The 26,012-nt window shown below is 70.6% G+C and carries 25 protein-coding genes and 1 pseudogene; 11 read left to right on the top strand and 15 right to left on the bottom strand.

What is annotated here, in order from left to right; translation table 11 throughout:
* Positions 1-25: 25 nt before the first annotated feature.
* The 3 genes from ACGFYV_RS05570 to ACGFYV_RS05560 are packed head-to-tail and all read right to left on the bottom strand — an operon-like array spanning position 26 to position 2,398.
* The gene (locus ACGFYV_RS05570; protein WP_393877058.1) at positions 26-715 is read right to left on the bottom strand and encodes a hypothetical protein; all 690 of its coding nucleotides are present in this window, start codon (positions 713-715) and stop codon (positions 26-28) included.
* Positions 715-1,155 carry a heme-binding protein gene (locus tag ACGFYV_RS05565; protein WP_393877057.1) on the bottom strand — a complete coding sequence of 147 codons (441 nt, stop codon included), beginning with the start codon at positions 1,153-1,155 and terminating at the stop codon, positions 715-717. Before ACGFYV_RS05565 ends, ACGFYV_RS05570 begins: the two co-directional genes overlap by 1 nt.
* A gap of 49 nt (positions 1,156-1,204) precedes the next feature.
* Complete coding sequence (locus tag ACGFYV_RS05560; protein WP_393877056.1) at positions 1,205-2,398, bottom strand: MFS transporter; 1,194 nt, start codon at positions 2,396-2,398, stop codon at positions 1,205-1,207.
* Positions 2,399-2,630: 232 nt separating this feature from the next.
* On the opposite strand from ACGFYV_RS05560, the gene ACGFYV_RS05555 reads away from it, so the two are divergent.
* Both ACGFYV_RS05555 and ACGFYV_RS05550 read left to right on the top strand, forming a co-directional pair.
* Positions 2,631-3,089, top strand: a complete 459-nt coding sequence (locus ACGFYV_RS05555; RefSeq protein ID WP_393877055.1) for a MarR family winged helix-turn-helix transcriptional regulator — start codon at positions 2,631-2,633, stop codon at positions 3,087-3,089.
* A 205-nt stretch (positions 3,090-3,294) separates the two neighbouring features.
* Positions 3,295-4,170, top strand: a complete 876-nt coding sequence (locus ACGFYV_RS05550; protein ID WP_393877054.1) for a hypothetical protein — start codon at positions 3,295-3,297, stop codon at positions 4,168-4,170.
* A gap of 149 nt (positions 4,171-4,319) precedes the next feature.
* On the opposite strand, the gene ACGFYV_RS05545 is transcribed toward ACGFYV_RS05550, so the two are convergent.
* Both ACGFYV_RS05545 and ACGFYV_RS05540 read right to left on the bottom strand, forming a co-directional pair.
* Positions 4,320-5,045, bottom strand: a complete 726-nt coding sequence (locus ACGFYV_RS05545) for a BlaI/MecI/CopY family transcriptional regulator (RefSeq protein ID WP_393877053.1) — start codon at positions 5,043-5,045, stop codon at positions 4,320-4,322.
* 104 nt (positions 5,046-5,149) lie between these two features.
* Positions 5,150-5,527, bottom strand: coding sequence for a VOC family protein (locus ACGFYV_RS05540; RefSeq protein WP_393877052.1), 378 nt, complete (start codon positions 5,525-5,527; stop codon positions 5,150-5,152).
* 171 nt (positions 5,528-5,698) lie between these two features.
* Between ACGFYV_RS05540 and ACGFYV_RS05535 the strand changes: the two genes are divergently transcribed.
* A complete protein-coding gene (locus ACGFYV_RS05535) occupies positions 5,699-6,601 on the top strand; it encodes a DMT family transporter (RefSeq protein WP_393877271.1) in 903 nt (300 codons plus the stop codon).
* A 261-nt stretch (positions 6,602-6,862) separates the two neighbouring features.
* Here the strand turns inward: ACGFYV_RS05535 and ACGFYV_RS05530 are convergent, their stop codons facing one another.
* From ACGFYV_RS05530 to ACGFYV_RS05515, 4 genes are all read right to left on the bottom strand, one after another.
* Positions 6,863-8,143, bottom strand: a complete 1,281-nt coding sequence (locus ACGFYV_RS05530) for an MFS transporter (RefSeq protein WP_393877051.1) — start codon at positions 8,141-8,143, stop codon at positions 6,863-6,865.
* A gap of 20 nt (positions 8,144-8,163) precedes the next feature.
* Positions 8,164-9,375: a type III PLP-dependent enzyme gene (locus tag ACGFYV_RS05525; protein WP_393877050.1), complete on the bottom strand. Its 1,212-nt coding sequence runs from the start codon at positions 9,373-9,375 to the stop codon at positions 8,164-8,166.
* On the bottom strand, positions 9,372-11,039 hold the full coding sequence (locus ACGFYV_RS05520) for an IucA/IucC family protein (protein WP_393877049.1): 1,668 nt from the start codon (positions 11,037-11,039) through the stop codon (positions 9,372-9,374). Before ACGFYV_RS05520 ends, ACGFYV_RS05525 begins: the two co-directional genes overlap by 4 nt.
* Positions 11,040-11,318: 279 nt before the next feature.
* Positions 11,319-12,899: an IucA/IucC family protein gene (locus tag ACGFYV_RS05515; protein WP_393877048.1), complete on the bottom strand. Its 1,581-nt coding sequence runs from the start codon at positions 12,897-12,899 to the stop codon at positions 11,319-11,321.
* Positions 12,900-13,406: 507 nt separating this feature from the next.
* On the opposite strand from ACGFYV_RS05515, the gene ACGFYV_RS05510 reads away from it, so the two are divergent.
* From ACGFYV_RS05510 to ACGFYV_RS05500, 3 genes and pseudogenes are all read left to right on the top strand, one after another.
* Complete coding sequence (locus tag ACGFYV_RS05510) at positions 13,407-14,255, top strand: response regulator transcription factor (protein ID WP_393877270.1); 849 nt, start codon at positions 13,407-13,409, stop codon at positions 14,253-14,255.
* Positions 14,252-15,748: a sensor histidine kinase gene (locus tag ACGFYV_RS05505; RefSeq protein ID WP_393877047.1), complete on the top strand. Its 1,497-nt coding sequence runs from the start codon at positions 14,252-14,254 to the stop codon at positions 15,746-15,748. Before ACGFYV_RS05510 ends, ACGFYV_RS05505 begins: the two co-directional genes overlap by 4 nt.
* 70 nt (positions 15,749-15,818) lie before the next feature.
* Positions 15,819-16,076, top strand: a pseudogene (locus tag ACGFYV_RS05500) (transposase); the annotation flags it as partial.
* Here ACGFYV_RS05500 and ACGFYV_RS05495 read toward each other — a convergent pair.
* Entirely contained in the window at positions 16,041-16,331 is a 291-nt protein-coding gene (locus ACGFYV_RS05495; protein WP_393877046.1) for a hypothetical protein, read from the bottom strand. The pseudogene ACGFYV_RS05500 and the gene ACGFYV_RS05495 overlap by 36 nt on opposite strands.
* A gap of 169 nt (positions 16,332-16,500) precedes the next feature.
* Here ACGFYV_RS05495 and ACGFYV_RS05490 point away from each other — a divergent pair, with 169 nt between their 5' ends.
* Positions 16,501-16,650 (top strand): hypothetical protein, encoded by a 150-nt coding sequence (locus ACGFYV_RS05490; RefSeq protein WP_393877045.1) that lies wholly within the window; start codon positions 16,501-16,503, stop codon positions 16,648-16,650.
* Positions 16,651-16,740: 90 nt separating this feature from the next.
* Here ACGFYV_RS05490 and ACGFYV_RS05485 read toward each other — a convergent pair whose 3' ends face one another.
* Positions 16,741-17,427 (bottom strand): alpha/beta fold hydrolase, encoded by a 687-nt coding sequence (locus tag ACGFYV_RS05485; protein ID WP_393877044.1) that lies wholly within the window; start codon positions 17,425-17,427, stop codon positions 16,741-16,743.
* 224 nt (positions 17,428-17,651) lie between these two features.
* Between ACGFYV_RS05485 and ACGFYV_RS05480 the strand changes: the two genes are divergently transcribed.
* Positions 17,652-18,632: a helix-turn-helix transcriptional regulator gene (locus ACGFYV_RS05480; protein WP_393877043.1), complete on the top strand. Its 981-nt coding sequence runs from the start codon at positions 17,652-17,654 to the stop codon at positions 18,630-18,632.
* A gap of 291 nt (positions 18,633-18,923) precedes the next feature.
* Positions 18,924-19,214: a WhiB family transcriptional regulator gene (locus ACGFYV_RS05475; RefSeq protein ID WP_393877042.1), complete on the top strand. Its 291-nt coding sequence runs from the start codon at positions 18,924-18,926 to the stop codon at positions 19,212-19,214.
* A gap of 106 nt (positions 19,215-19,320) precedes the next feature.
* Here ACGFYV_RS05475 and ppk2 read toward each other — a convergent pair whose 3' ends face one another.
* Positions 19,321-20,124, bottom strand: a complete 804-nt coding sequence (ppk2, locus tag ACGFYV_RS05470; RefSeq protein ID WP_393877041.1) for a polyphosphate kinase 2 — start codon at positions 20,122-20,124, stop codon at positions 19,321-19,323.
* A 313-nt stretch (positions 20,125-20,437) separates the two neighbouring features.
* Between ppk2 and ACGFYV_RS05465 the strand changes: the two genes are divergently transcribed.
* Positions 20,438-20,884 carry a cupin domain-containing protein gene (locus ACGFYV_RS05465; RefSeq protein ID WP_393877040.1) on the top strand — a complete coding sequence of 149 codons (447 nt, stop codon included), beginning with the start codon at positions 20,438-20,440 and terminating at the stop codon, positions 20,882-20,884.
* A gap of 104 nt (positions 20,885-20,988) precedes the next feature.
* On the opposite strand, the gene ACGFYV_RS05460 is transcribed toward ACGFYV_RS05465, so the two are convergent.
* Both ACGFYV_RS05460 and ACGFYV_RS05455 read right to left on the bottom strand, forming a co-directional pair.
* Positions 20,989-21,336, bottom strand: a complete 348-nt coding sequence (locus tag ACGFYV_RS05460) for a LysE family transporter (protein ID WP_393877039.1) — start codon at positions 21,334-21,336, stop codon at positions 20,989-20,991.
* A complete protein-coding gene (locus tag ACGFYV_RS05455; protein WP_393877038.1) occupies positions 21,330-22,475 on the bottom strand; it encodes a diaminopropionate ammonia-lyase in 1,146 nt (381 codons plus the stop codon). The genes ACGFYV_RS05460 and ACGFYV_RS05455 overlap by 7 nt, the downstream gene beginning before the upstream one ends.
* Positions 22,476-22,666: 191 nt before the next feature.
* On the opposite strand from ACGFYV_RS05455, the gene ACGFYV_RS05450 reads away from it, so the two are divergent.
* A complete protein-coding gene (locus ACGFYV_RS05450; protein WP_393877037.1) occupies positions 22,667-23,587 on the top strand; it encodes a LysR substrate-binding domain-containing protein in 921 nt (306 codons plus the stop codon).
* A 56-nt stretch (positions 23,588-23,643) separates the two neighbouring features.
* On the opposite strand, the gene secD is transcribed toward ACGFYV_RS05450, so the two are convergent.
* Complete coding sequence (secD, locus tag ACGFYV_RS05445) at positions 23,644-25,923, bottom strand: protein translocase subunit SecD (RefSeq protein ID WP_393877036.1); 2,280 nt, start codon at positions 25,921-25,923, stop codon at positions 23,644-23,646.
* Between the last annotated feature and the right edge of the window lie 89 nt (positions 25,924-26,012).

The following is a 26,012-nucleotide window of genomic DNA, read 5'->3' as shown; positions in this document are numbered from 1 at the left end:
TGCAAGGGTGTCCGCCGAGAAAGTTCTACGAGGCCCGAGCGGCCGGTCGTATGTCTTCCGTGTGCGGCGTGGCCCGAGGCGTGGGGAAGTGGGGCAGGACGTTCTCGGCGAGCTCGTGCAGCACCTCGTCGACGGGGCGGTCGTTGGGGCGCAGGTTGAAGGAGACGTGAGCGACGCCCAGGTCCGCCATCGTGTTCAGGTGGTCGAGCAGGGCCTTGCGGCCGGTGCTGAGGCCCAGCCGGATGGGGCGGGCCGGGGCGTCGGCGTCGTCCTGGAGGGCCAGCACCATGGGCGTGAGGTACGGCTTGCCGCCCCCGGTGCGCTGCTGCCACTCACGGGTCTTCAGCCGCAACGCGCCCGGTTCACGTGGGTAGTTGAGGGAGGCGTCGGCATGCTCGGCGACCCACTCGGGTGTCTGCTGTGCGCCTCCGGCGACTGCGATCGGGATCCCCGTCGTATGCACCGGCTTGGGGAGGACCTCCAACTGCCGGTCCAGGCCGAGGTCGGCCCGGGGCAGTCGCAGCGGGCCATGGCGCCAGGCGGCGCGCAGTGTCTCGACGCCTTCGCGGAGCGCTCCTTCAGGCGGTACGGGGGAGAGGGTGTGACGGACGGTCTGGGCGCTGATGAGGCCGTCGCGGAAGACGAAGGTGTCGAGGTCGCCGGTGCCCAGGCGGGTCCCGTGGTCGGCGAAGACCTCCCGCGGGGTGCGGGTCATCAGGTGAGTTCCTTCAGTGCGGAGATGGCGAACGAGTGGTCCTGCTCGGGGGCGCCGCCACCGACGCCGATCGCGCCGATCAGGCGGCCCTCGCGGTGGACGGGGGCGCCGCCGGCGATGAACAGCAGTGGCCGGTCGAGCGCGGTGGGCAGGGAGTGGAAGGGCCCGTCGGGCTTGACGAGGTCGACCAGGTCGGCCGTCGGGGCGTTCAACTGCAGGGCGGTGAAGGCCTTGCGGGTGCTGGTCTCCCCGGAGATCAGGACCGCTTCGTCGTCACGGCGGAAGGCGAGCGGATGGCCGCCGGCGTCGAGGACGGTGATGCTGACCGCGACCCCGGCCGCCCGGGCGGCGCGGCGCGCCGCCGCGATCAGGATCTCGGCGTCCGCGGTACTGAGCGGGGTGACGGCGGTGCGGGGCGAAGTGACAGCGGTGGTGCTCATGGTGCTTTCCCTCGGTGCTTTCGATGGAGGAGATGAACGGGAGGGGGAGTCAGTGGTGGACAGGCGTCCGGGCGGCGGCGCCGACGGGCTCGGCCGTGGGGGTGCGGCGCTCCAGAGCGGCCGACCAGAAGGCCAGGACGAGCGCGACGGCGGCGAGGACGGCGCCGACCCAGTTCGGGGAGGTGTAGCCGAATCCGGCGGCTATGACGATGCCGCCGAGCCAGGCGGAGAGCGCGTTGCCGAGGTTGAACGCGCCGATGTTGACGGCCGAGGCCAGTGTGGGTGCGCCGTGGGCCTGGTCCAGTACGCGCTTCTGCAGCGGCGGCACGGTGGCGAATCCGAGCGCCCCGATCAGGAGGATGGCGATCGCGGCGAGGATCTTGCTGTGCGCGGTGAAGGTGAACAGCGCGAGCACGAGGGCGAGAGCGCCGAGGGTGACGTACAGCATCGGCATCAGCGCGCGGTCGGCGTAGCGCCCGCCGAGCAGGTTGCCGAGGAACATGCCGGCGCCGAACAGCACCAGAAGCCAGGTGACAGCCCCGTCGGAGTAGCCGGCGACGTGGGTCATCATCGGCGCGATGTAGGTGATCGCGGCGAACACACCGCCGAAACCGAGCACCGTCATCGCCATGGCGAGCAACACCTGCGGGTTGCGGAACGCCGTCAGCTCCCGGCGCAGGTGCGCGCCCTCGGGCCGGGGGGCGGCGGGCACGAGCTTGGCGACACCGAGCAGCCCGACCACGCCGAGCCCGGCGACGACGACGAAGGTGGTGCGCCAGCCCGTGGCCTGTCCGATGAACGTGCCCAGCGGGACACCCACGATGTTGGCGATGGTCAGTCCCGTGAACATCGTGGCGATGGCGCCGGCCTTCTTCTCCGGGGCGACCAGATCGGCGGCGACGACGGACCCGATACCGAAGAACGAGCCGTGCGCGAGCGAGGCGACCACACGGCCGGTCAGCATCAGACCGAAGGTCGGGGCGAGGGCGGAGAGCACGTTGCCGAACACGAACAGGGCCATGAGCAGCATGAGCATCCGCTTGCGGCTGACCTTGGTGCCGAGCACCGTCAGCAGCGGCGCGCCGACGACGACGCCGAGGGCGTAACCGGTGACCAGCAGACCCGCCGTGGGGATCGAGACCCCGTAGTCGGCGGCGATCTCGGGCAGCAGCCCCATGATCACGAATTCGGTGGTGCCGATGCCGAAGGCCCCGACAGCCAGGGCGAGGAGTGCGAGGGGCATGGGCTGAGCCCTTCTGTGATTGCTTGAACGAGCGCCTTGCATGCCTCGATAATAGTTGTGCACGCGCTATAAATGCAAGCGCGGGTCGTGGGCGTGGTCCGGTTTGTTTTCCATTGCCCCCGGTCGGGGCGGGTGGACGATGCTTGCGCTGGCTCTATATGTGCCCTAGGCAATATTTCACTTGATGGCGTATCCTGGGGGTCAGTCACACCTGGAAGGAGACCCGGACCCCATGACCGCCACGGATCCCGCACTCACCGCCCTCGCCAACGGGTGGGGTGCCCTCTCCCTCCTGCACAGCAAGATCGAGGCGCACATCGAGCGCGCCCTGCAGTCCAAGCACGACCTCAGCGTCCGGGAGTACTCGCTGCTCGACGTACTCAGCCGGCAGCACGACGACGAGGGCGGGCACCTGCAGATGAAGCAGGTCGCCGACGCGGTCGTTCTCAGCCAGAGCGCGACGACCCGCCTGGTGACGCGCCTGGAGGACCGTCACCTGCTCGCCCGGTACCTGTGCCCGACCGACCGCCGCGGCATCTACACCAACGTCACCGAAGCCGGCCTGGAACTCCTGGCCGAAGCGCGACCGACCAACGACGCGGCCCTGCGCGAGGCGCTCGACCAAGCCGCCAAGAACCCCGAACTGGCCTCGCTCGTCGAAGCGGTGGAAGCGGTGGACGTCCCGTCGTGAGGCTGGGTGTAAGCGCTCCGGTGGGCTTCGTCCGGAAGTAGTGGCGCACGGGGTCGGTGCTGCCCGGCAGGACACGGCCCGGCGGACCCCGCCTGAGTGGACGTGATGCGGCAGGACACGCGGCGACCTGTCCGACGTCTCCGCTTCATGCGGACCACGCCCGGCGACCATGTGCTGATCACCGGTCAGGGGCACGTTGTCCGGCATGCTGAACACATCTTCCGCGCGTCGCTCGCTGACCGCGTCCGCGCTCGGCCTGGCTGTCTCGCTCACCGCATCCTTCGCCGTCCTGGCTCCCGCGACTCCGGCGTTCGCCGACGCCAATGCCGTGCCGACGTACGAGGTGAAGATCGACCTCACGACGGCGGCGCTGGACGCTTCGCACGCTCCCACCTCAGCGGTGAAGGCGGCCTTCGGCATCACGGGCTCCGCCAAGGCGCGTTCCTACATGTACTTCGACACCGACGCGCTGGACCTCAACGCGCAGGGCTGGGACGTCCGGCTCCGGCACAAGTCGGGATCGGACTTCGAGGAGTCCTACAAGAAGCGCTTCGCCGTGGCCAACGGTGACATCGACGCCGCCCTGGACGAGGCGAACGCCGAGGGACTCGACAGTAGTGACACCAACTACGACGCCCAGGTGGACTGGGGCTACGCCAAGCAGACCCTGAGCTTCAGCAACGAGAAGAGCCACAGCGCCAGTGGCTACTCCGGCACCTCGATGCCGGTCGGCAGCACCGGGCGATCCTGGCTCGTCAACGAGATCCCGGGCAAACTCGACGACTGGCTCTACCACAACTGGGGTTCCGACACCCTGCAGGTCTCCCGCGCCCACGGCCCGGTGACCTCACAGGTCTGGTCGGGTGCGTGGGAGTCGTCCGACGACGCCGGCATCGAGGTACTGCCCGTGAAGAACTCCGCCGGGACCGGCACCGAATACGTCGTCGAGTTGTCGTTCAAGGCCGACAACTACACCGACGCCGCGAAACTCCACAACGACGCCATCGCGGTCGCCAGCGGAAAGGGCTGGCTTTACCGCGGAGACGTGCTCAAGACACAGCTGATCCTCGACCGCTACTGAGCGAGCCTGCCCGCCGTTCCTTGTCGCACGGGTGTCTCCCCGCACGGGGGCGACGGGCAGCAGCGAACCGACTCCGACGGCCCGACCGTAACGATCGCGGCGACCTCAGCGACCGCACCGGCCGTCGACCGGGATCCGGCAGTCCCTCGCTATGCGGCGGTCTCGGGCTGGGCGTCGTCCGTGTCCGTGGGGGCCGGTGTCTGTGCCGGTGCCGGATCCGGGGTGTGGGTGGCGGTGTAGAAGACGGACCTGCCTTGCCTGGTCCGCTGGGCGAGGCTCTTGGCGACGAGGGTTTCGAGGCTCGTACGGACGACAGTGGTCGCGATGGTGCGGTCGGGGTGCGCATGGCTGAGCGCTTCGGAGACCTCGGCCGCCGAGCGGGGTTCGTTCTGCTCGGTGAGGTGGAGGTGGATGAGATGGATCAGCGTGGGCTGAGTCCCCTTCGTGGCGTCCTTCATCGCAGCCTTCGTGCTCCCCTTCATCGCCCCCTTCGCGGTGCCTTTCGTCACCTCCTTCGTCGTCCCCTTCTTGTCCGCGGACTTCTTCGCCGGCTGCCTGTCGGCCTTGGGCTGCCCGGTGGTGGCCTTCTTCTCCTGCCGAGATGTGTCGGTACCGGTCGTGGCCTTCTTCCTGGGCGCAGGCACAGCACTCCCGGTCACGCTCGCCGGCTCGGTGTCCAGCGTTCCGACACCGAGTGCCTGCTGCATGCTCACCAGCACCGCGTGGTCGCGCTGCAGCGTCGCCAACTGCTCTTGCAGTGCGGCGAGTTCCGCTGTGATGCGCTCCTGTTCCTTGACGTTGTGGTCCAGGTCGCCGGCAACCTGGCTGATGTAATGCGACGCCAACTCGGTGGCGGTGGTGGTGCCTTCGGACATCTTCTTCTCCGTAGATCGTGAGCCGGTGGGAAGCCTCGGCCGACTGTTGCCACTCGGCCAGGGGGAGGGCTTGCGGCCGCGGGAGCCGCGCACTCGCGGCTTCCCTAGTCGTTGCCGTCCATGTAGAGGCAGAACGGATGACCGGCCGGGTCGAGCAACACCCGGACGTTGTCCTGCGGTTGGTGATCGGCCTCTCGTGCGCCGAGTTCGAGGGCGTGAGCGACGGCCGACCGCACATCGACGACTTCGAAGTCGAGGTGCATGGTGATCCGCTGGGCGCCTTCCTGGGTGGGCCAGACCGGAGGAACGTACCCCTCCGAGAACTGGAAGGCGATATAGGCCACTCCCTCAGGCGGGGAAATGGCCGCACCGTCCGAGTCCTCCCTGGTGATCTCCCAGCCCAGCAGCTCCGAGTAGAAGCGTGCCAGCGCCTTTGGATCGGGCGCCTCAAGGACGACGCCCCACCAGTCGTGCCTCGACATGCGGGGAGTATCGGGTTCATGACGTGGACGTCCGCGCATATCGACGAGTACTCCCGCTTCGGTTGCTTCGCCGCCACTGCTGTTTCGAGGCAGGTTTCAGGATCCTACTGGCCCTGGCGAAAAGCATGTGACACGTGACGTCCGATCGTTGACAATCCATGCGTGGCGACCATGAACGTCGGCAGGACGGAACGCGGCCCGTCCTCCCGCTTTTCTCCGACCGCGCGGGTGGGTCAAGCCTTCGGCGCGATCCCGCCGACGGCGCTGGTACTGCTCGGCATTGTCAGTGTTCAGGTCGGCTCGGCATTGGCCAAGCACCTGTTCAGTGAAGTGGGCAGCTTCGGGACGGTCGCGTTGAGGCTGTTCTTCGCGGCGACGGTGCTGATGCTGTTGTGGCGGCCGTCGCTGCGCATGAACCGTCGCACCTGGACCGTGGTGCTCGGCTACGGCGTGACCCTCGGCCTGATGAACCTGTGCTTCTACCTGGCACTGGCCCGTATCCCGCTGGGGATCGCGGTGACCACCGAGTTCCTTGGGCCGCTGGTGGTGGCCCTGGCCGGGTCGAGACGATGGCTGGACGCCTTCTGGGCCGTGCTCGCGGCAGGCGGTGTGGTCCTGCTCATGGAGGGGCGCGGCGACCTCGACGTGGTCGGGTTTCTGTTCGCCCTTGCCGCGGGAACCTGTTGGGGCCTGTACATCCTCGTCGGCGCGGCGCTGGGCCGGCACACCACGGAAGGCAATGGGCTGGCCCTGGGAATGGCCGTCGCGGCACTGGTGGCTGTGCCGTTCGGCGTGGCCGACAGCGGCGCGGCGTTGATTCAGCCGTGGGTGCTGTTCGCGGGGCTCGGCGTGGCGCTGTTGTCGTCGGTGATCCCGTACTCGCTGGATCTGGAAGCACTACGCAGGATCCCGCCGCGGGTGTTCGGCATCCTGATGAGCCTCGAACCCGCGATGGCCGCCCTCATCGGGCTCGTCGTCCTCCAGGAGTCGCTGCGCCCGTCGCAGTGGATCGCGGTGCTGTGCGTGGTGGCCGCGTCGGCGGGAGCGGCACGCGGTAACCACACGGACGAGTGAATCGACAGGGCCGTCACGGCGCCCTGTCGCGGGTGGCGATCACCCATGGGGCTCGTCAGCGGAGCGTGAACGCCGGCGTCGCCGCAGTGGTGCCGTCACCCACATCGTCAGTCCGACGAGCGAAACGACCACCGCTCCTCCGACGACGACCGGAACGGCACCCGCGACAACAAAGGTCAGCAGAAGCTCCGGCCATGTCGGCTCCTCACCCATCGTGCTCCCACCCTGTGTCACGAACGTCATGACGCCGGCGGAGATCCATCAGTTCCGCAGGCCGTCCGGGACAGGCTCGTTCACCACGTGGGTGACGCGGCGTCGGGCGCGGCCGGTGACCAGGGCGGGGATCGCGAGCGCGGAGGAGGCCGAGACGAGGCCGCCGAGGAACAGGCTCGACCGGGCGCCGAGGGTGTCCGAGACCAGGCCGACCAGCGGGGCGCCGACGGGGGTGCCGCCGAGAAGGACGAGGAAGTAGACGGACATGATGCGGCCGCGCAGGTGCGGGTCGGCATGGAGCTGGGTCAGCGCGTTGGCGGTGCTGGTGACGATCACCGCGGCGAAGCCGGTGGGGACGAGAAGGGCCATGAGCGTGCCGTAGCCCGGCATCAGACCCAGCGCGGCCTCCAGCACCCCGAAGACGATCGTGCTCGTGATCAGAACCCGGGTGTCGGGAGGCTGCGCGCGGCTCGCCCCGTAGATCGCGCCGACGAGGCTGCCGACGGCGTAGGCGGCGCAGAGGTATCCGAAGGCGGCGGCGCCTGTGTGGAAGACCGTGACGGCCACGAGCGAGATCGTGACCTGGAAGTTGAGGCCGAAGGTGCCGACGAAGGCGATGAGAGTGATCGGGAGGAGCAGTTCCGGTGTCGAGGTGATGGCGCGGAAGGCGTCGCGCAGTCGTGCGGGGCGCGGCGGCGCAGCGCCTCGGGAGCGCGGTCCGGCCCGGTGGTCCGGCCGGCCCGACTCGCCCTGCTCGCCTGGACGGATGGTGATCAGGCCGTACAACACCGCCAGATATGTGGCCGCGTTCACGAGGAACACCGGGCCCGTGCCGAAGGCCGCGACGGTCAGGCCTGCGAGGGCGGGGCCGAGGACGCGGGCCACGTTGAACTGGGCCGCGTTCAGACTGACCGCGGCGGCCACGCGCCCGCGGGCGACCAACTCGGAGATGTAGGAGTTGCGGGCGGGGCTGTCCAGGGCGGTGGCGGTGCCGAGCGCGAAGGCCAGCACGTAGACGGACGGCAGGTTCACGGCCCCGGTGACGGTCAGCAGGCCGAGCAGGAGCGACTGCACGGTCATGGCCGACTGGGTGAGGAGCAGGATCCGTCGCTTGGCACACCGGTCGGCGAGGACGCCCCCGGCCAGGCCGAACAGGGTCTGTGGCAGGAACTGCAGTGCGGTCACGATGCCGACCGCACTGCCGCTGCCGCCGGTGAGGTGGAGGACGAGCAGGTCCTGGGCGGCACGCTGCATCCACGTGCCGACGTTGGAGACCAACTGCCCCAGCAGGTACCGGCGGAAGTTCCGGACGGTAAGTGTGTCCGTCACCGGTCTCCGGGGGCCCGCGCTCATGACATCTGACGGACGTACGGGTCCGGGGCAGGTACCTCCGCGTCGTCCAGGTGATGGAAGGTCGGACGGGGGTGCATCAGGAACGACTGGTGGGAGATGTTCCACGCGTAGGCGCCGGCCAGGGCGAAGGCGACCCGGTCGCCGACGCGCAGCCGGTCGACCATGACCCGTCGCGCCAGGACGTCCTTCGGTGTGCACAGTTGTCCGACCACCGTCACCGGCTCGTCGTGCGCCTGCGGACGGTCCCAGGGCCGGAGCCAGACGTCGTCCGGGATCACCTCGAAGGGCTGGCTGTGCTGTTTCGCGGCCGGGGTGCGCAGATGATGGGTGCCTCCGCGCAGCACGGCGAAGGCCTGCCCTCGGCTGAACTTGATGTCCAGGACCTCGCTGACGTACCAGCCGCAGTAGGCGGTGACCGAGCGGCCGGGTTCGATCCGGATCCGCACATGAGGGTGGCGGGCCAGGATCGGGCGCAGCCCCGCGCCGAAGCCGGCCCAGTCGAAGACCTCCTGCGGCCGGGTGTAGTCGACGCCCATTCCCCCTCCGACGTTGACCTCGGCCAGGGTGATTCCGCGCTGACCGGCCCAGTCCCGGGCCCAGTCCAGGACCTTGTCGATCAGGCGGAGTTGGTTCCTCGCCCGCAGTCCGCTGGCCAGGTGGAGGTGGAGGCCGCGCAGCCGGACGCGCGGCTCGGCGGCGAGCACGTTCAGGCAGCGGTCGAGCTGGACGGGATCCATGCCGAAGGGGCTTGCGTGCCCACCCATCGCGAGGGCGACCTGGCCGATGTCGACCGACAGGTTGACGCGCAGCAGGACGTCGACGGACCGGTCGCCCAACACGCTGGTGAGCAGCCGCAGTTCCTGCTCGCTCTCGACATGCAGGCGCTCCACTCGGGCATCCAGAGCCTGAGTCAGTTCTGCCTCCGTCTTGCCCGGCCCTCCGAAGGCGACCGGGATGTCAGGAAAGAGCGCGCGGACATGGCTCAGTTCACCGCCGGAGGCCACCTCGAACCCGTCGACGTGCCCTGCCAGCGTCCGCAGGACGAGCGGATCGGAGTTGGCCTTGGCCGCATACAGCAGCTCGACGCGCTTCGGCAGTGCTGCGCGGATGGCCTGGACGTGCTCACGCAGCGCGGGCAGATCGTAGACGTAGGCGGGCAGTTCGTCGTCCTTGAGCCGGCCGACGTGGTCGAGCAGGGCGGGCCTCACCGGATCACCTCGCGGGGGAAGTCGGCGCCCAGGGGGCTGGGCAGCGGGACGTAGGTGGCGTGCCGGTCGGCCTTGCGCGCCCAGCGCAGAAGGAGGTTGGCCTTGGCGGGCAGCGGCACGCCGGACAGCAGCGCGCGCAGTTGAGGCGGATCGCCCGCGGCACGGGCGCAGGCGCCGAGATGGTCCCGGACCAGGCCCCAGAGGGCGGGTTCCAGCGTCGGGGCGAGGTCCGCCAGGGCGCCGAGCATCTCGGCGCAGTGGTTGACCAGCAGGCAGTACGCGACGCGGTTCCAGCCCCGCTCGGCGTCGTAGGTGAGGGCGACCCGGACGTCCTCGGGCAGGCCGTCGAGGAAGCGCCGGTGGTGTGCGGGCAGCAGCTTGGTGCCTTCCAGGTCGCGGAAGAACATCTGCGCCGGGGTGCCGTCGGCGTGTGCACCGACGACGACGTTCTGCAGGTGGGGCTCCAGGACGACGCCATGCTCGAAGTAGGCCGCCAGGACCGGAGGCAGCAGCAGCCCGAGGTACGCGTCCCACCAGGCCAGGACGTCACCGTCCCCGAGGGCGAGCAGATGGGAGACATGGGCGGCGCTCGTGGGGTACTCGTCCGCAACGGCGGCGGCGAGCAGGGGAGTCACACCGGGACGCAGGTGGTGGCGCAGGCCGGAGCGGACGATGACACCGAGGCCCTCCAGCAGCGCCGTATCGCCCTCGGTGTCGAGCGTGCGGTAGCCGGGCTCGGCCAGGAGTGTGCAGCCGGGGAAACGGCCGGCGAGTCCGGCGAACAGCGGCTGGAGCAGCCTGTCGAGGGCGACAGCACCCGTCAGCTCATAACTCGCGTGCTTGCGGACGCAGTTGGTGAGGCGGACGTTGAGGCTGAACTTCAGGAAGGTGTCGGTGGCGGGGTCGTACAGCGTGCGGACCGATGCGGTCGGCACCAGTTCCGGTCCGCTCACCGCGGTTTCGACGATGTCGCCGGCGGCCACCGCCGCGCGCAGCCGCTCGTGATTTTGCAGCAGCCGGTACTGCCAGGGGTGCACCGGCAGTATCGCGAAGCCCGGCTCGGCGGCGGGGCACAGCGCGTCCAGCTCGTACAACTCGCCCTCCTGACGCACGAGATGGCGGCGCACGGCCAGGTAGCGCAGGGGGAAGCGGGCGCCGGTCTCCGGGCCGTACGCCAGCCAGTCCACCGGCTCGCCGGTGCGGGCCTTCGGGTTGGGGTGGAAGCGGTGCCCGAACACCAGGGACTGCTCCGACGCCACGTACGGGTCCGGGTGCGGCACGGAGTCGGTCCGCTGTTCCAGTGTGGTGCGGATCGTCTCGCGGCTGTCGGTGACCTGGGCCAGGAACTCCTCGTTGGCGACGCCCGTGCGCAGTTCCAGCTCACCCTGGATGAAGCCGGCCAGTTCCTGCCAGCCCACGTTCACCCAGGTCGAACCGTCGAACCGCTGCACCGGGCCCTGGAAGCGGTGCGCCCCGATCAGCGAGACGCGGCGCAGCCGGCAGCGCAGCAGGAGGCCCCGGCGGGGCAGGCGGAGGAGCAAGTGGTCGTCGTCGACCGTCACTTGGTGCTCGGGCGCGGACACCTCGCGGATCAGGCAGTTGAGCAGCGTGTACGCGGTGACGGCGTCGGCGGTGCGCAGCGGCTCGGGGGCCGAGGCGGGCATGGTTGAGGCAAGGCCTGCGGTGGGGCTTGCGGGGCTTCCATGGTCTGTGAGGCTTGCGGGGGGGTCTGTGAGACCCGTGGGGCCTTTGGGGCTTGTAGGGCTCGCGGGGTCCGTGAGGCTCATGGGGTCTTTGGTGCTTGTCGTCGTGCCCGGGGTGCCTGCGTCGGCGATCCGCGTGTGGGGGGCAGTGTCGGTGGTCATGCGGTCACTCCAGTGGGACTGCGGGGGGACGTGCCGGATTCCAGGAGGTGAGGGGCGTACGGGGAGAGGGCGTGGCGGTCAGCGGAAGCGCGCCAGGGGGTTGGGAACGGGTGTCCACAGCGCCTTGCCCGGGTTGTCGGACAGGCGCATGGCGATGGTCGCCTTGAGCGGCATCGCGTCGGCGAAGAACGCCGCGGCGTCGTCCTCCCGGTCCGGCAGGCCGGCGTACACCTGGCGGCCGACCTCGGCCACCGCGCCCCAGAGCGCTCGGGGATCGGCTCCGCGTGTCCGGCTCAGGACGGCGACCAGCTCGCTGAAGACTCCGCTGACGAGGCCGCCGAAGAGTTTGGTGCGCAGCGCGTCCATGTCGTCGCCCGCGCGCGAACCGAGCAACGGCGGCAGCGTGAAGCCGCTCCGGGCCAGGCGGCGCGGGCTGACGCGTACGCCGTCCAGATCCCGGTACAGCACCCGCACCGGCCGCCCGCCGCGCAGCACCACCAGGGTGTTCTGGCCGTGCGCCTCCAGCGCCGCCCCCATCGACAACAACGTCAGCGCGGGTGGCAGCACGAGTCCGGCGAAGTCCGCGATCCAGCGCACCGGATCTCCCGGGATCATGGTCGCTCCCGTCGCATGGACGGCGGTGAGCGGGACGGCGACCTCCCCGGCGTCGAGGTGGCGCTCGGTCGACTCCCGGATCATCGCCGCCAGGCTCGCCGAGGGCTGCCCGTCCACCCGCGCCGCGCCGCCGCCCAACTCCCGCAGGACGCGAAGGCTGTCGCCGTATCCGGCCTTGTCGACGAGAGCCGCCACCAGATCGGACAGCGGGGGCCCGTCGGCGACCTCGGCGGGGGAGATGGTGCGCCGGTAGTTGGTGACCTGCACGTCGAGCGCCGTCTTGATGTGGCAGTCCCGCAGGACGTCGAGCGGTGCCAGGGTGCGCAGCGACAGCAGCGGCCGGGCCGCGATCGTCTCCTGCACGACGGTGAGGTCCGGGTGCCGCTGAAGCACATGGTCGCGCTGCCAGGGGTGCATCGGTACGAGGACGGTGTCACCGTCACGCAGTTCCCGCGGCCAGCTGCCGGCGCTCTGCCAGCGGTCTGCCGGGACGGGGAGGAGCGCGAGACGGATCACGGGACGGTGTTCCGGCGCGTAGGCGAGCACCTCGGTGACCGACATGCCGGTGCGGGTCCGGCAGCAGGGGTGCTGCGGGTGCCCGTCGACCACCGCCTGCTCGGCGTCCACCGAGTTGTCGGGTGGGGCCGGGACGCGGGCGGCGTTCGCGGCGCGGGCGAGGGCCAGGTTGACGACACTGTTGTCGAGCTCGGCGGCGAGCCGCTCCGCGGCGGGGGTGGGCGGGCCCAGCTGAGCGAGCAAGGCGGCAGGATCGCTGATCGGCCCATCCGCGCCGGAGACGGTGAAGTCCTCGGGCACGACCGCGAACGGCAGTGCGCCGGCCCGGGGCCCGAACAGTGAGCCCCCTTGCCGCAGTTCGACCGTGAGGGTGTCGGAATCCTGGTGGTGCCCGGCCACACCGGGCACGGGCTCCCGTGAGAAGGCGCCCCACAGGCGGCCCAGCACGGTGGCCCGAGCCCCGGGGAGCGCGGTCGTGAAGGGTTCCACCAGGTCCGGGCGTGTGCGTCGCAGTTCATCGATGGGCATGGATGTCCCAGGTGTTCGTGGGGGTGCTGGTTGCTCGGTGCTCCACCGGCACCGGCGATGCAAGCGACGCTACGGGAAGCCGATCAAGCGGATTGCCAGGACGAATACAGGGGAGTTCCCGTAAGTGTTCGATGAAGGGTCTTACCTTCCCGGTCCGCGGCGGATTCCCACGCGGCTGAGGGTGTCAATCCGACGTGGCCCTGGATCTGTTTTCGATTGCACTGAAGGACGGCTGAGTCCGGAGTGGTCATCAACTCCTGCTGAATGACGGCTGAATGATGGGTACGTGATGATTTCCGGCTGGGGTCCGGCCCACCCGGCGTTCGAATCTCTTAACTCTTTCCTTGCTCCGCGCTGTCGATGTGCGGGATGCGGCCATCGCCTTGTGCCCGAGTAGTTGCGCCATCGGTGGTGGACCCGGTCGACGGCGAAGAAGAGATCACCGGCTCGGGGGAGGTTCCGGCGTTTGCGTCACGTACTTCGGCGAAAGTCTGTGAGCCTTTGGGCATGCGTGTCTTGCTGATCGAGGACGACGACCGGGTGGCCGGACCGTTGATGGAGGGGTTGCACCGATTCGGGTTCACCGTGGAGCACGCCAGAAGAGGAGCCGACGGACTCGCGGCAACCGGGGCGGCGATGGTGCTTCTGGATCTGGGGCTGCCCGACATGGACGGCATCGACGTCTGCCGTGCGCTCCGAGCCCGCTCGTCGGTGCCGATCATCATGATCACGGCCAGAGGCGACGAGGTGGACCGGGTGCTCGGTCTCGAGATGGGCGCGGACGACTACGTGTCGAAGCCGTTCGGCGTGCGGGAACTCGTCGCCCGGATCCGTGCCGTCACCCGCCGCACCCGTCCGGGCGTGATGGAGTCCTCCGGTGAGGAACCGGGCCGTTCGGATGGTCTTTCGGACGGCCCGTCGGACGGCCTGGCGGGCCACCCCAGAAAGCCCGACGTCCAGCGGGTCGGCCCGCTGACCATCGACCGCCGTACCCGGCAGGTACACCTGAACCAGGCGCCCGTCGCCCTGGCCCCCAAGGAATTCGACCTGCTCACCTGCCTCGCGGAAGACCCCGGAGCCGTCTTCTCCCGCCGGCAGATCCTCGACACGGCGTGGGAACCGGACTACTTCGGCCCCACCAAGACCCTCGACGTCCACATTGCCGCGCTGCGGCGCAAACTCGGCGACCATTCCTGGGTCGAGAACATCCGCGGCATCGGATTCCGGCTGGTCCCACCGGCACATGCCGACGCCGTGTCGGACGCCCGGACAGATGCGGGGGCGGACCCCATGTCAGATGTTGCGCCGGACGCGGTGACCGCCGCCGTGCAGGCCTGCGGTGGGCGGCCCCGGTGACTCGTCGCCTCCTGCTCAGCCACCTGAGCCTCATGCTGCTCGTTCTGCTCGTCCTCGAAGTGCCGTTCGGTGTCTTCTACGCCCGCAGCGAGCTGTCCCGCTTCACCCACACGGCGCAACAAGGTGCGCTGACACTTGCCGAGGTCTGCGAGGAGAAGATGGAGCACGGGCTGTCCACCGACCTGCCCGGACTGGCCCGCGCCTACGGACGCCGTACGGGCAGCCGCGTGTCCGTCGTCGGCACCAACGGTGTCGTCCTCGCCGACTCCGCGGCCCAGGCCCAGGCCTTGGTCGGCAGGAACGTGTCCGCCGAGCCGGACATCGCCACGGCGCTGCGCGATCACCCCGTCGCGGGTACCCGCAGCGATGCGTCAGTGGGAGGCGACGTCCTCTTCGTCACCGTGCCGGGCGGCTCCGACGACACCGTTCCCTGCGTGGTGAGGACCGTGTACGCGCTCGGCCCGCTCAAGGCGAAGGTCCATGCCACGTGGATCGCTCTCGCCGCGCTCGGACTGGGGGTGCTGGCCGCCGGAGCCCTGATCGGCTTCGCGCTCGCCCGCTCCTTCACCCGTCCCGTCCGGGCCCTGGAACGCGCCACGGCACAGCTGGCCGAGGGCCGGCTCACCGATCCGCCCACCACCGATCACGGACCGCCCGAGCTACGGCGGCTCGCCGCGTCGTTCACGAAGACCGCGAGCCGGCTCCAGCATCTGCTCCAGGCTCAGCAGGCGTTCGCCTCAGAGGTGTCGCACCAGTTGAAGACCCCGCTGACCGCGTTGCGTCTGCGTCTGGAGAACTTCGAACCGCACCTCGCCCCCTGCGCCCAGGACAGCCTCGACCAGGCGCTCGGAGAGGTGGAGCGACTCGGCCGTATGGTGCAGGGGCTGCTGGCGCTCGCCAGGCTGGAGAACTCGGCGATCAGACCGGAGTCGGTCGATCTCGGCGCCGTCGTCGCCGATCGCGCCGCCATCTGGGCGGCCTTCGCGGACGAACAGCGGGTCGGCATCGTCGTCGCCGACGCGGCAACGGACGTTCGCGTACGGGCGGTTCCCGGAGCACTGGAGCAGATCATCGACAACCTGCTCTCCAACGCCCTGCGCGCAGCACCGCCCGGCACCGCCATCACCCTGGCGACCGCCACCGCCCCGGGAGAGGGCGGTCGTACGCCTGCCATGGCCGAACTGCATGTCATCGACCAAGGACCCGGCATGTCCGAGGCGGAACGCCACAAGGCGTTCGACCGGTTCTGGCGGGCCCCCGACACCGACCACGACGGCACGGGCCTCGGCCTGCCGATGGTCCGGCAACTCGCCCGCGCCGCCGACGGCGAGGTCACCCTGGAGGCGGCCCCCGGCGGCGGACTCGACGCCGTCGTCCGTCTCCAACGCGCCGACGCCCGCACGCACCGCCAACGCCCAGGCGGCTCCGCGGACGCCGACTGCGCGGGCAACGCACGTCCCCACGGCGTGATGGCGGCACGGGGGCATCCGTAGACAACCAGGCGATGGCCCGAGTGCTCCCGTGACCCCGTCGAGCGGCGTGAGGTGTTCCCTCAGGTCGAGATCGACAAAACGCTGCCAGAGGGTCGCGGCAAGGGCGGACGCGAACAACGTCGAGATCGCCTGCACCCCGACGAACTCCGCCTGACTCAACCGCATCGAAGCCCAGCTCACTGCCCTGCGCTACGTCACCGTCGACGGCACCGACCATCCCAACCACAAGGAGCAGAGCAGCATGATCCGCCGCTGCATCGTCTGGCGGAACAAGCACGCCCAGGACAATCGCCTACGCGAAATCGTCGCCAGAGCCAACGTCGCCTGAACCCAGCCACCCCACAGCAGCCGCGACCGCCTCGGCGACTTCCGATGTCACCACCCGCTCATCGGCCTCGACGAGGAACGGCGGCTGACCACCCGGACCCGTGTCGACCTGGACGCGATCCATAGCCAACTCGTCACCCAGGAAGTACACGTTGTCGTCGTCACCGGCGTGCGTGACCGCCAACCGTTCAATCTGCACCCCGGGCACAGCGTGACGCACCCGCGCAAAAACCTGATCGACCGCCCCGCCGGTCACGTCACCCGGCCCCCACGATCGAGTCCTCAACGCTCTCCCCATACCGTGAGTATGGCAGCGCTCAACCCCGACACAGCAAGGCCAACGTTGCCTGATGCGGCACCAGATACCGGTCTGGTCATTTGTCACCGACGCGAACCAGGTCAGGGCGACCTCAAGGTCTGGAGAGATGGAGTACAACGCCTCCCACTGCAAGGCCCGCGCGGGTCGAGCACCCCGGGACGTGCACATCGAGCTGTTCCCCGGCGGCAACGGTCCCAAGGCCGACGTAGCTGCGCTGCTCATCGCCGTCCGCGGAGTTCGAGCGCCGGATGATTGACACCGGGCACTGGGCCCGGTTCAGGGACCCGGACGGGATCGACGCGGTCCTCGTCGACTGGCTGACCCGGCATTTCGGCAGTGCACTGTGTCAGGCTGTGTTCGCCGCCGATGAGAGGATCCGGGCGAGTTCTTCGGGCTGGGTGACCATGGGCCAGTGGCCCGAGTCGATGTCGGCGAAGTCGATCTGCTTGGCCGGCGCGAGTTCCGGGACGTCGCCGGCCTTGATCCACTCCTGCGCCTGCGCGGGCGTGAACTCCGGGCACACGACCACGACCGGGACGTCGAACCGCCGTTCGTCCGCCAGCCGCACCACACCCCGCGCCACGCCCTCGGGCACCGGGATCGCGGCAGCGGCCAGTTCCCGCCGGGCCTCGTCGTCGAGGTCCGCGGCGTCAGGCCCCTCGAAGGGACCCCAGCCGGGGAAGGGCACGGCGCCGTCGCGCACCTCGAAGACGTCGGCGTACCGATGACCGTCGCCGTACGGGAAGCCGCCGATGAGAGCGACCTTGGCCATCCGCTCCGGCCGCCGGTCGGCCGCCAGCCACGCCAGTGTGCAAGCGGCGGAGTGCCCCACCACCATGGGCCCGCCGGGCGCCGCGTCGACCGCGGCGAGCACCGCCGCCACCTGCTCGTCGAGCGTGGCGGACGCGGAGCCGTCCCCCTGTCCCGGCAGAGTGAGCGGCACGGGGCGGTGGCCGAGGCGCTCCAGCTCGGAGACGACACGGCCCCACACGGATCCGTTCAGCCACAGGCCGCCGATGAGCACGATGTCCATGGTCGGTTCCCCTTCGTGGGACGAGTTGCCCTCACCGTAGGGGGAGATCCGGACGATCCACTGCCGGTATGCACGGCGGGCCGGGCCGAAATCCTGAGCGAGCACCGCGAGCGATCCGTTCGAGTGCGACCGGATGCAGCCTTGGAAACGGAAGCCGGCCGTCCGATGCCCCCACAGGTCAGGGGCGCACACCTATGTTCGGCGGAGCGGACTAGCCTGCCCCCGTGCCGAACGATCTCAGCCCCACCGCACGAGCGTTGCGCGCCCTGGACATTCTCCGGGCCCGCCCCGGTACGACAGCGGGCGAACTCGCCGAGCGGCTGGGCGTCACGGAGCGGGCCGCACGCCGGTACGTCGAGATCCTGCGGGAGGCCGGCGTATCCGTCGAGTCGGCACGGGGGCCGCACGGCGGGTACCGGCTGGGGCGCGGAACACGGCTGCCCCCGGTGCACTTCACGCAGTCCGAGGCGCTCGGCCTGGTGATGGCGGTCCTCGGCGCTCAGCCGGCCGCGGCCGACACCGACGACCTGGTCGGCTCCGCCCTGAGCAAGGTCGTCAAGGCGCTGCCGGAAAACGTCGGCCACCAGGCGGCGCTCCTGCGGGAGTACGCGTCGGCCGCCCCCGACCCGTACCCGACACGTCCGGATCCCGCCGTCACGAGCGAGCTGGTCGACGCGGTCGCGGCCCGGCGGCGCGTGGTGGTCACCTACCGCAGCGAGTCGGGCAACGAGTGGGAGGCGGAGGTGGATCCCTGGTCCCTCGTCGTCCGCCACGGGCGCTGGTACCTGCTGTGCCACTGCCATCGCGCCGAGGCGATCCGCACCTACCGCGTCGACCGGGTCCGCGCCGTCCGCTCGACCCCGCGCGGCTTCGAACTGCCCGAGGGCCTCGACCCGGTGGCTGTTCTGGAGGAGAGCCTCGGTCTCGGCTGGAAGTTCACCACCCGCGTGGTGTTCGACGCCCCACCGGAGGAAGTGGCCCCGTGGATCCGGCCGCCCATGGGGCGCCTTGAGCCCCTGGACCACGGCTGCGTGCTGATCGGCAGCACCCGCAACCCGCACATGTACGTGCAGGAGTGGCTGGCGCGGATGCCGTTCCCCTTCCGTGTCGAAGGCGGGGAGGAGCTACGCGCCGCGGTGACGGCACTGGTGGCGCGTTTCAGTGCCGCTGTCGCGGAGCCGCCGGACCGGGTGCGCGAGGTCTGACCTGTCTGCGCCGGGCGCGCGGGGTCTGACCTCTCGGCGCCGCCAAGTGCCTGGCGCCCCGCTGCTGTGGTGTGGCGTGGCGGGTCGCTTGAGCCGCTCGCACCGGCTCCGTCGTGCTTGGTCCGCCGGCTCCGTGTCCGTTCCCGGCGGCGCGGATCGGGGCGGTCCGTGGTGTGGCCGTCGTGTCGATGTCACATATGCGTCGGCTGTCGTGTCTCACCTTCAGGAGGGCCCGCACCGGGCGCGGCGGGCGTCGGGGGCCCATCCACTGTCTCGCCCAGGAGGTAGCTCATGGACTGGCGTGAATCGGCCGTGTGCCGGGGCATGGACCCCGATCTGTTCTTTCCCATCGGGACCGGCAGCGGCGTCGCGTCACTGGTGCAGATGGACGAGGCGAAGGCCGTGTGCGGCAGTTGCCCCGTGGCGCGGCAGTGCCTGGCCTGGGCCATGAACGCCGCGCCGGTGGAGGGGATTTGGGGCGGGACGACGGAAGCGGAGCGGCGCGGGGCGCGGCGCTCGGCCCCCGCCCACCAAGAGGAGGACCGCATCTGCCCCAAGGCGTTCGAATCCGACCGTCGGTGACTACGGCGGCCACGTCGCAGCCCTTGAGTGGCCTGGCAGGCCGTTTCAGTGAGAGTGATCGGCGTCTTCGGAGGGATCACCGCCCTGGCCGTACCTGACGGGCAGGTCAGAGGGTTGCCGCGTGGTCGGGGACGTAGGTCTGCAGGTCCCGCGGCGGGCGTTGGTAGCCCGTCGACGGCGGTCGCTCCGGCAGTTCCAGGATCGGTGGCTTCACCTCGTGGTACGGGACGGAGCCCAGCAGGTGGGAGATCATGTTCAGCCGGGCTCGGCGTTTGTCGTCGCTCTCGACGATGAACCAGGGCGCCTCCGAGATATCGGTGTGCACCAGCATCTCGTCCTTGGCCCGCGAGTAGGCCTCCCACCGGGTGATCGACTCCAGGTCGATCTGCGACAGCTTCCAGCGCCGCACCGGATCCTCCAGACGGTGCCGGAACCGCTCCTGCTGCTCGGCGTCGCTCACCGAGAACCAGTACTTGCGCAGCAGGATCCCGTCCTCCACCAGCATCCGCTCGAAGATCGGGCACTGACGCAGGAAGCGCTGGTGCTCCTCCTTCGTGCAGAAGCCCATCACGCGCTCGACACCGGCCCGGTTGTACCAGGACCGGTCGAACAGCACGATCTCGCCCGCGGCCGGCAGCTGCTCCACGTACCGCTGGAAGTACCACTGTGTGCGCTCGCGCTCGGTCGGAGTGGGGAGCGCCGCGATGCGTGCCACGCGCGGGTTGAGATACTCGGTGATCCGCTTGATGGTGCTGCCCTTGCCGGCCGCGTCCCGCCCCTCGAACACCACGACCAGCCGGGTGCCCTCCGCCCGCACCCACTCCTGCACTTTCACCAACTCGGACTGCAGGCGCAGCAGTTCCTTCTCGTACACCTTGCGCGGCAGCGCCGCAGCCTTCTTGTCGGCCATGCCGCCTCCACCGCCCGATGACCTACGTCGACGTCCTCCACGGTCACCCTGTGCCCAGGGCCCGGGGCCCCGGGGCCGAGCACCCCGACGTCACCGTACTTTCCGGCGCGAGACCGCGCACCCCCGGACCGGCAGCCGACCCCTGCGGCTTGATCGTCCATCTGTCGCGAACCGGCGGCCGGGCGGATCAGGTGTGTGGGCCATTGGTGTGACACCGTCCCGGCGTGCGTCTGCCCGAGCGCGGCACGTGTCATCGATGCACCCGACATTCGGTCAGTATGAGTGAACGGCCATCCACGGAAGGTGCACGCAAGTGTCCGACAACCACGCGGCTCACCTGTACGGAACCGGCTTCGAGCCGTCGGAGAGCTGGAAGAACGCGGTGAAGGTGTTGCAGGACGCCGCGCCGGTGACGGTTCCGGAAGGAGCCTCGGCGATGACCATCAAGGTCGAGTGGGAGCCGGGTGAGCCGGGAACTCCGCCGCACCGCCACTTCGGGCCCTCGTTCGGTTACGTCATCGAGGGCGCGATCCGCTTCGAGCTGGAGGGCGAACCCGAGCGGGTGGTGGAGGCAGGCGGCACGTTCTGGGAGCCGGGCGGGGACGTGATCCACTACCAGGACGGCAACGCGCTGAGTGACGCGAGGACCCGGTTCGTGGTGGTCATGTTGTGCGCCCCCGGAAAGCCCATGCTGCAGGTCGTCTCCAAGGAGGAACTGGAACAGCGCGCCCACCTGCGCGCTCCCCGTCCCACCGGCTGAAGGCCGGCCGCGGCCCGTGCGCGTGAGGAAGCTCCCTGACGCCTGTGGCGCCAGGGAGCGGAGCGAGCCGGTCGACCTGGCGGCTCAGCGCGGCTCAATGCGGCTCAACCCGTCTCAGCGCGGCGCATGGGGCGGACGGGGCGGACCGGACGTCCGGCCGATGCCGGGCGGCGGCTCTGCCACAGCGCCTGCGCGCCCAAGAAGACCAGGTAGCCGGCGCCGAGGAGTTTGACGGCCAGGTAGATCGCAGGCACGGCGGCGAGTACGGCCGCGAGCCCCGCCGCGGCCAGCGCACCCCAGAGCAGCAGCCCCGTCGCGATCCCGCCCACGGTGCGCAGCGCGTCCCCGGGCCCGGCCATGAGCGCCCGGCGGGTCACCACCGCCATGTCCGGGCCGGGCGCGACGGTCAGCAGTCCGAGGACACCCGCGGCTGCCACGACGTGGGTCAGCACGCGGCCGGCCTCCCCTCGAAGTCACCGGCGCCGGACCGCGGGTTGGCCGCGGCTCCCTCGGTGCTCAGCAGCACGACCATCGCGGAGGGGCCGAGCCCCAGTGCCGTACGGCGCTCCCGCGCGCCCGTGCCGCTGAGCACCGCCCGCAGACCGGCCAGTGACGCTGCCCCGCAGGGGCCCGAGGAGACGCCGAGAGCAGCGAGGTCACCGGCCGCGCGGGCGCTGTCGGCGTCGGTGACGGCGACCGCGGCGTCCAGCCCGCCGCGCAGGTAGGGCCAGGCGATGCTGGAGGGGGTGCCGCAGTTCAGCCCGGCCATGCTGGTCTCCCCGGTCGTGACGCCGACGAGGCCGCCGACGGTGAGGCTCTCCAGGACGCAGGCCGCGGACTCGGGCTCCACCGACAGCAGTGCCGGGGCGTGCCCCGAGGGGCGACTGCGGTAATGGGTGACCACGCCCTGGGCCAGCGATCCCACGCCCACCGGTACGGCCACGAGGTCAGGTCCCTCGGCGACCCCGCCCGCCGCCAACTGCTCGTCGATCTCGGCGCAGAGCGTGGAGTAACCCTCCACGATCCACCCGGGGATCCGTTCATAGCCCGGCCACGCGGTGTCCTGGACCAGCAGCGCGTCCGGCGCGGTCGCCGCCTCGGCCGCCAGACGTACGGCATCGTCGTACGACCCGGAGACCTCGGTGACCTTCGCCTGTTCGGCGACGATGGCCTCCACGGCCCTCGGATGCACACCCTGCGGAACGAAGACATGGGCATCCTGCCCGAGACGGCGTGCCGTGCGGGCCACCGCACGGCCGTGGTTGCCGTCGGTGGCGGTCACGAGGGTGACCGGGCCCCGCGCCGTGCCGTTCGCGGCCCGCTCGGCAAGGGCGCGATGGACCGCCCAGGACGCACCCAGCGCCTTGAACGCGGGCAGCCCCAGGCGGCACGACTCGTCCTTGACGAAGACCCGGCCCACCCCCAACTCCGAGGCGAGCAGGTGGAGTTCGGTCAGCGGGGTGGGCTGATAGTCGGGCAGGGAAGCGTGGAACCCGCGAACCTCGACAGGCGCGGGATCACACCGCCAGCTACGTGCGTCAGGCCGCACGAACCACGGCAGCGGACGGGGAGAGGAGGCTTCGTCAGTCACACCATCAGGGTCCGACGCAGTCCTACGATCGGTCCAGCGAATGTTTTCGACCTATAGTCATCGGAAAAACCGATCATGAGGCATCGGTCCGGTGGCGGCGAGGAGCCGGTGGCGGCAGGGGCTTGGTGGCGGCGAGGAGCCGGTGGCGGCAAGAACCCGGTGGCGGCCAGGAGAGAGGGGCTGAGCTGCCCATGTTCGACCTGCACCGACTGCGCCTGCTGCGCGAACTCAAGCACCGCGGCACCCTCGCCGCTGTCGCCGCCGCACTGTCCTACGCCCCCTCCTCCGTGTCCCAGCAGCTCTCCCAACTGGAGGCGGAAGTCGGTGTCCCGCTGCTGGAGCCGGTCGGTCGGCGGGTACGGCTGACCGAGCAGGCCGAGATCCTCGTCGCCCACACCGAGGCGGTCCTCGAACGTCTGGAGCGAGCGGAGGCGGACATCGCCGCCTCCCTGAGCGATCTGAACGGCACCCTGCGCATCGCCTCGTTCCAGACGGCCGCCCTCGCCCTGGTCCCGACCGCGCTCGGCCTGCTGCGCGACCAGCACCCGCACCTGCGCGTCCACGTCACTCACATGGAACCGGAGAAGTCCCTCCCCGCCCTCCAGGTCCGTGACTTCGACCTGGTCCTCGCCGAGGAATACCCCGGCAACCCCAACCCCCGGCCCGCCGACCTCGAACAGGAAGACCTGCTCGACGATCCCCTCCGGCTCGCACTGCCCGAGCCGGCGAAGACCCCTGCGACCGGCGGGCCGACGGCGGTACTGCGCTCACTGTCCGGGCATCCCTGGGTGATGGAGCCCGACGGCACAGCGGCACGGCACTGGGCCATGACGCTGTGCCGCGACGCCGGCTTCGAACCCGACGTACGGTTCGAGACCACCGACCTCCTGCTCCACCAGCGCCTCGTCGAGCAGAAGCTCGCCGCGGCATTCCTCCCTGACCTGGTCTGGAGCGGACTGCCCCCGACTGTCGACCTTCGACAGCTTCCGCGCGGCCGGCGCACACGCCGCATCTTCACCGTCGTACGCCGAGGCCGCGGCTGGCACCCCGCCGTCCTCGCGTGCCGCGACGCCCTCCGCCACGCCGTCACCGTGCACGGCGGACAGGCGTAGGGCATCGGAGGCTTCACCAGCGCTTCACGAGCGCCTCTCCAGCGCACTCGGCCGGCTCACCGTCGGCGCCGCAACCGCCCCGATCCGGAGAGCTGGTGGAGTCGAAGCGCGACGGGTGCGGCCGTGAGGACGGAGGAGTACGTGCCGACGGCGAGGCCGACGAGCAGGGCCAGCGCGAAGTCGGTGAGGGAGGAACCGCCGAGCAGGGCGAGGGCGGTGAGGATGAACGCGGCGCCCATGCCCGTGTTCACGGTACGGGGCAGGGTCTGGACGATCGCCTGGTCCACCAGGCCGGGCAGCGGTGCACGCGCGGAGCGCCGGACGAGTTCCCTGACGCGGTCGAAGAGGACCACGGAGTCGTTGACCGAGTAGCCGATCACCGTGAGCAGGGCCGCCAGGAACACCCCGTCGACAGGCTTGCCGAGCCAGGCGAAGACGCCGACCAGGATCACCACGTCATGGGCGAGCGCGACGACCGCCGCGGTGCCGAACACCCAGCGGAAACGCGCCGCGAGGTACACCAGTTGCGCGCCGAGGGCCACGGCGAGCGCGATCAGGGCGCCACGGCGCAGTTCCTCGCCGAGGCTGGGGCCGATCAGCTCGTCGCGGACCTTGTCCGCCCGGCCGGCGAGATCGCGCACAGTGCCGGTGACCTCCGCCTCTTCGGCGTCGGTCAGCTCGTCGGTGCGCACGGTCAGGCCGCTGTCACCCGCGGACTGCACGACAGCGCGCGGGAATCCGGAGTCGGCGAGGGCGGTACGGACCCGCTCGGGGTCCACGGATCCCGTGGTGGCGTACTCGATGAGGCGGCCACCGGTGAACTCCACCCCCAGCTCGACACCGCGCACCACGATGCCGGATCCGGCCAGGACGAGCGCGACGGCGGAGACCGCCAGCCACCGGCGGGGGTGGCGCATCAGCCGCAGGTCGCGCCGGGCGAGGCGCTCGCGTACGGCGCCGGGGGCCGCGATGCCGGTGAGGCGGGGAGTGCGGCGCACCCGCGGAAGGCCTGCGGCGGACTCGGCGAGCACGCGGGTGATCACCAGCGCGCTGAACATGGAGGCGAGGACACCGATGCCGAGGGTGACACCGAAGCCCCGCACGGGCCCGGAGGCGAGGAAGAACAGCAGGGCGGCCGCGATCAGCGTGGTGATGTTGGAGTCGGCGATCGCGCTGAAGGCATTGCGGAACCCGGCCGCCAGGGCCGAACGGGTACTGGGGCGGCGGCGGGCCGCGTACTCCTCCCGGGCCCGTTCGAAGACCAGCACGTTGGCGTCCACGGCCATGCCGATCGCCAGGACGAAACCGGCCAGACCCGGCAGGGTCAGGGTGGCGCCGAGCGCGGCCAGGGCGGCATAGGAGACAAGGCCGTAGCAGCCCAGGGCGATCGCGGCCAGGACGCCCATCAGCCGGTAGACGACGATGATGAACAGCGAGGTCAGCACGGTGCCGATGCCCGCGGCCCAGGCGCTCGCCGCGATCGCCTGCGCGCCCAGGGTGGGGCCGACGGTGCGCTGCTCGACGGTCTCGACGGGCACCGGCAGCGCGCCGCCGTTGATGAGCAGGGAGAGCTCGCGGGCTTCGTCCGGGCCGAAGGAGCCCGTGATCCGAGTGGCGCCGTCCCGGATCCCGGTCCGGCAGCCGATGGAGGGGTCGACCTGTGGCGAGGAGATGACCTTGTCGTCCAGGACGATGGCGACCCTCCGGGCCGGATCACCCGCCGGCCGGCACGCGGCCTCGCCGGTCAGCCGCGCCCAGCCGTCCCGGCCGGCTCCCTCGAACCCGACGGTGACGTGCCATCCGGCGCCGCTGTCCTGGTCGAACCGGGCGGCGGCCTCTTTGACATGCTCGCCGGTCAACGCCGTGGCCCCGAGGCGCAGCCGGGTCCCGGACTCGTCGGGCAGGACGCGCTCGCCGGTTCCCTTCGGCAGGGGGAGCGGAGCGCCGTCGTCGCCGTCGCGGCCGTCGTCGCCGTCGCCGTCGGCGATGCCGAGCACCGGGTGGAAGGTGAGCTGGGCGGTGCGGCCCAGGACGTCGGCGGCCTTCTTCGGGTCCTGCACGCCGGGCAGTTCGGCGATGATCCGGTTCTCGCCGGACCGGACGAGGGTGGGTTCGGCGACGCCGAGCGCGTCGATACGGCCACGCAGCACCTCCAGGGTGCGGTCGGTGGCCTCGCGGTCGGCCTCGGCGGTGGGGGTCGAGCGGGTCTCCAGCACGATGTGCGTGCCGCCGCGCAGGTCGAGTCCGAGGCGGACCGGCACAGTGACGGCGATGTACACGGACAGGGCGATCACGGCGAGGGCGAGCAGCGCCCTCACGCGCAGGGAACGGTTCAAGGAAGCCTCCGGCGGGCGCACCTCGGCCGCACCTCGGCCGCGCGGCGGCTGGATGAGGCGTGCTGCGGCGGGGCGAGGTGGCGGGGAGC

Origin of the sequence: Streptomyces sp. NPDC048297 (assembly GCF_043201585.1) — a bacterium.
In the GTDB taxonomy this organism is placed as follows: domain Bacteria; phylum Actinomycetota; class Actinomycetes; order Streptomycetales; family Streptomycetaceae; genus Streptomyces.
The sequence above is the reverse complement of the archived record's forward strand: the minus strand, read 5'-3'. Positions and strand labels throughout refer to the sequence as shown.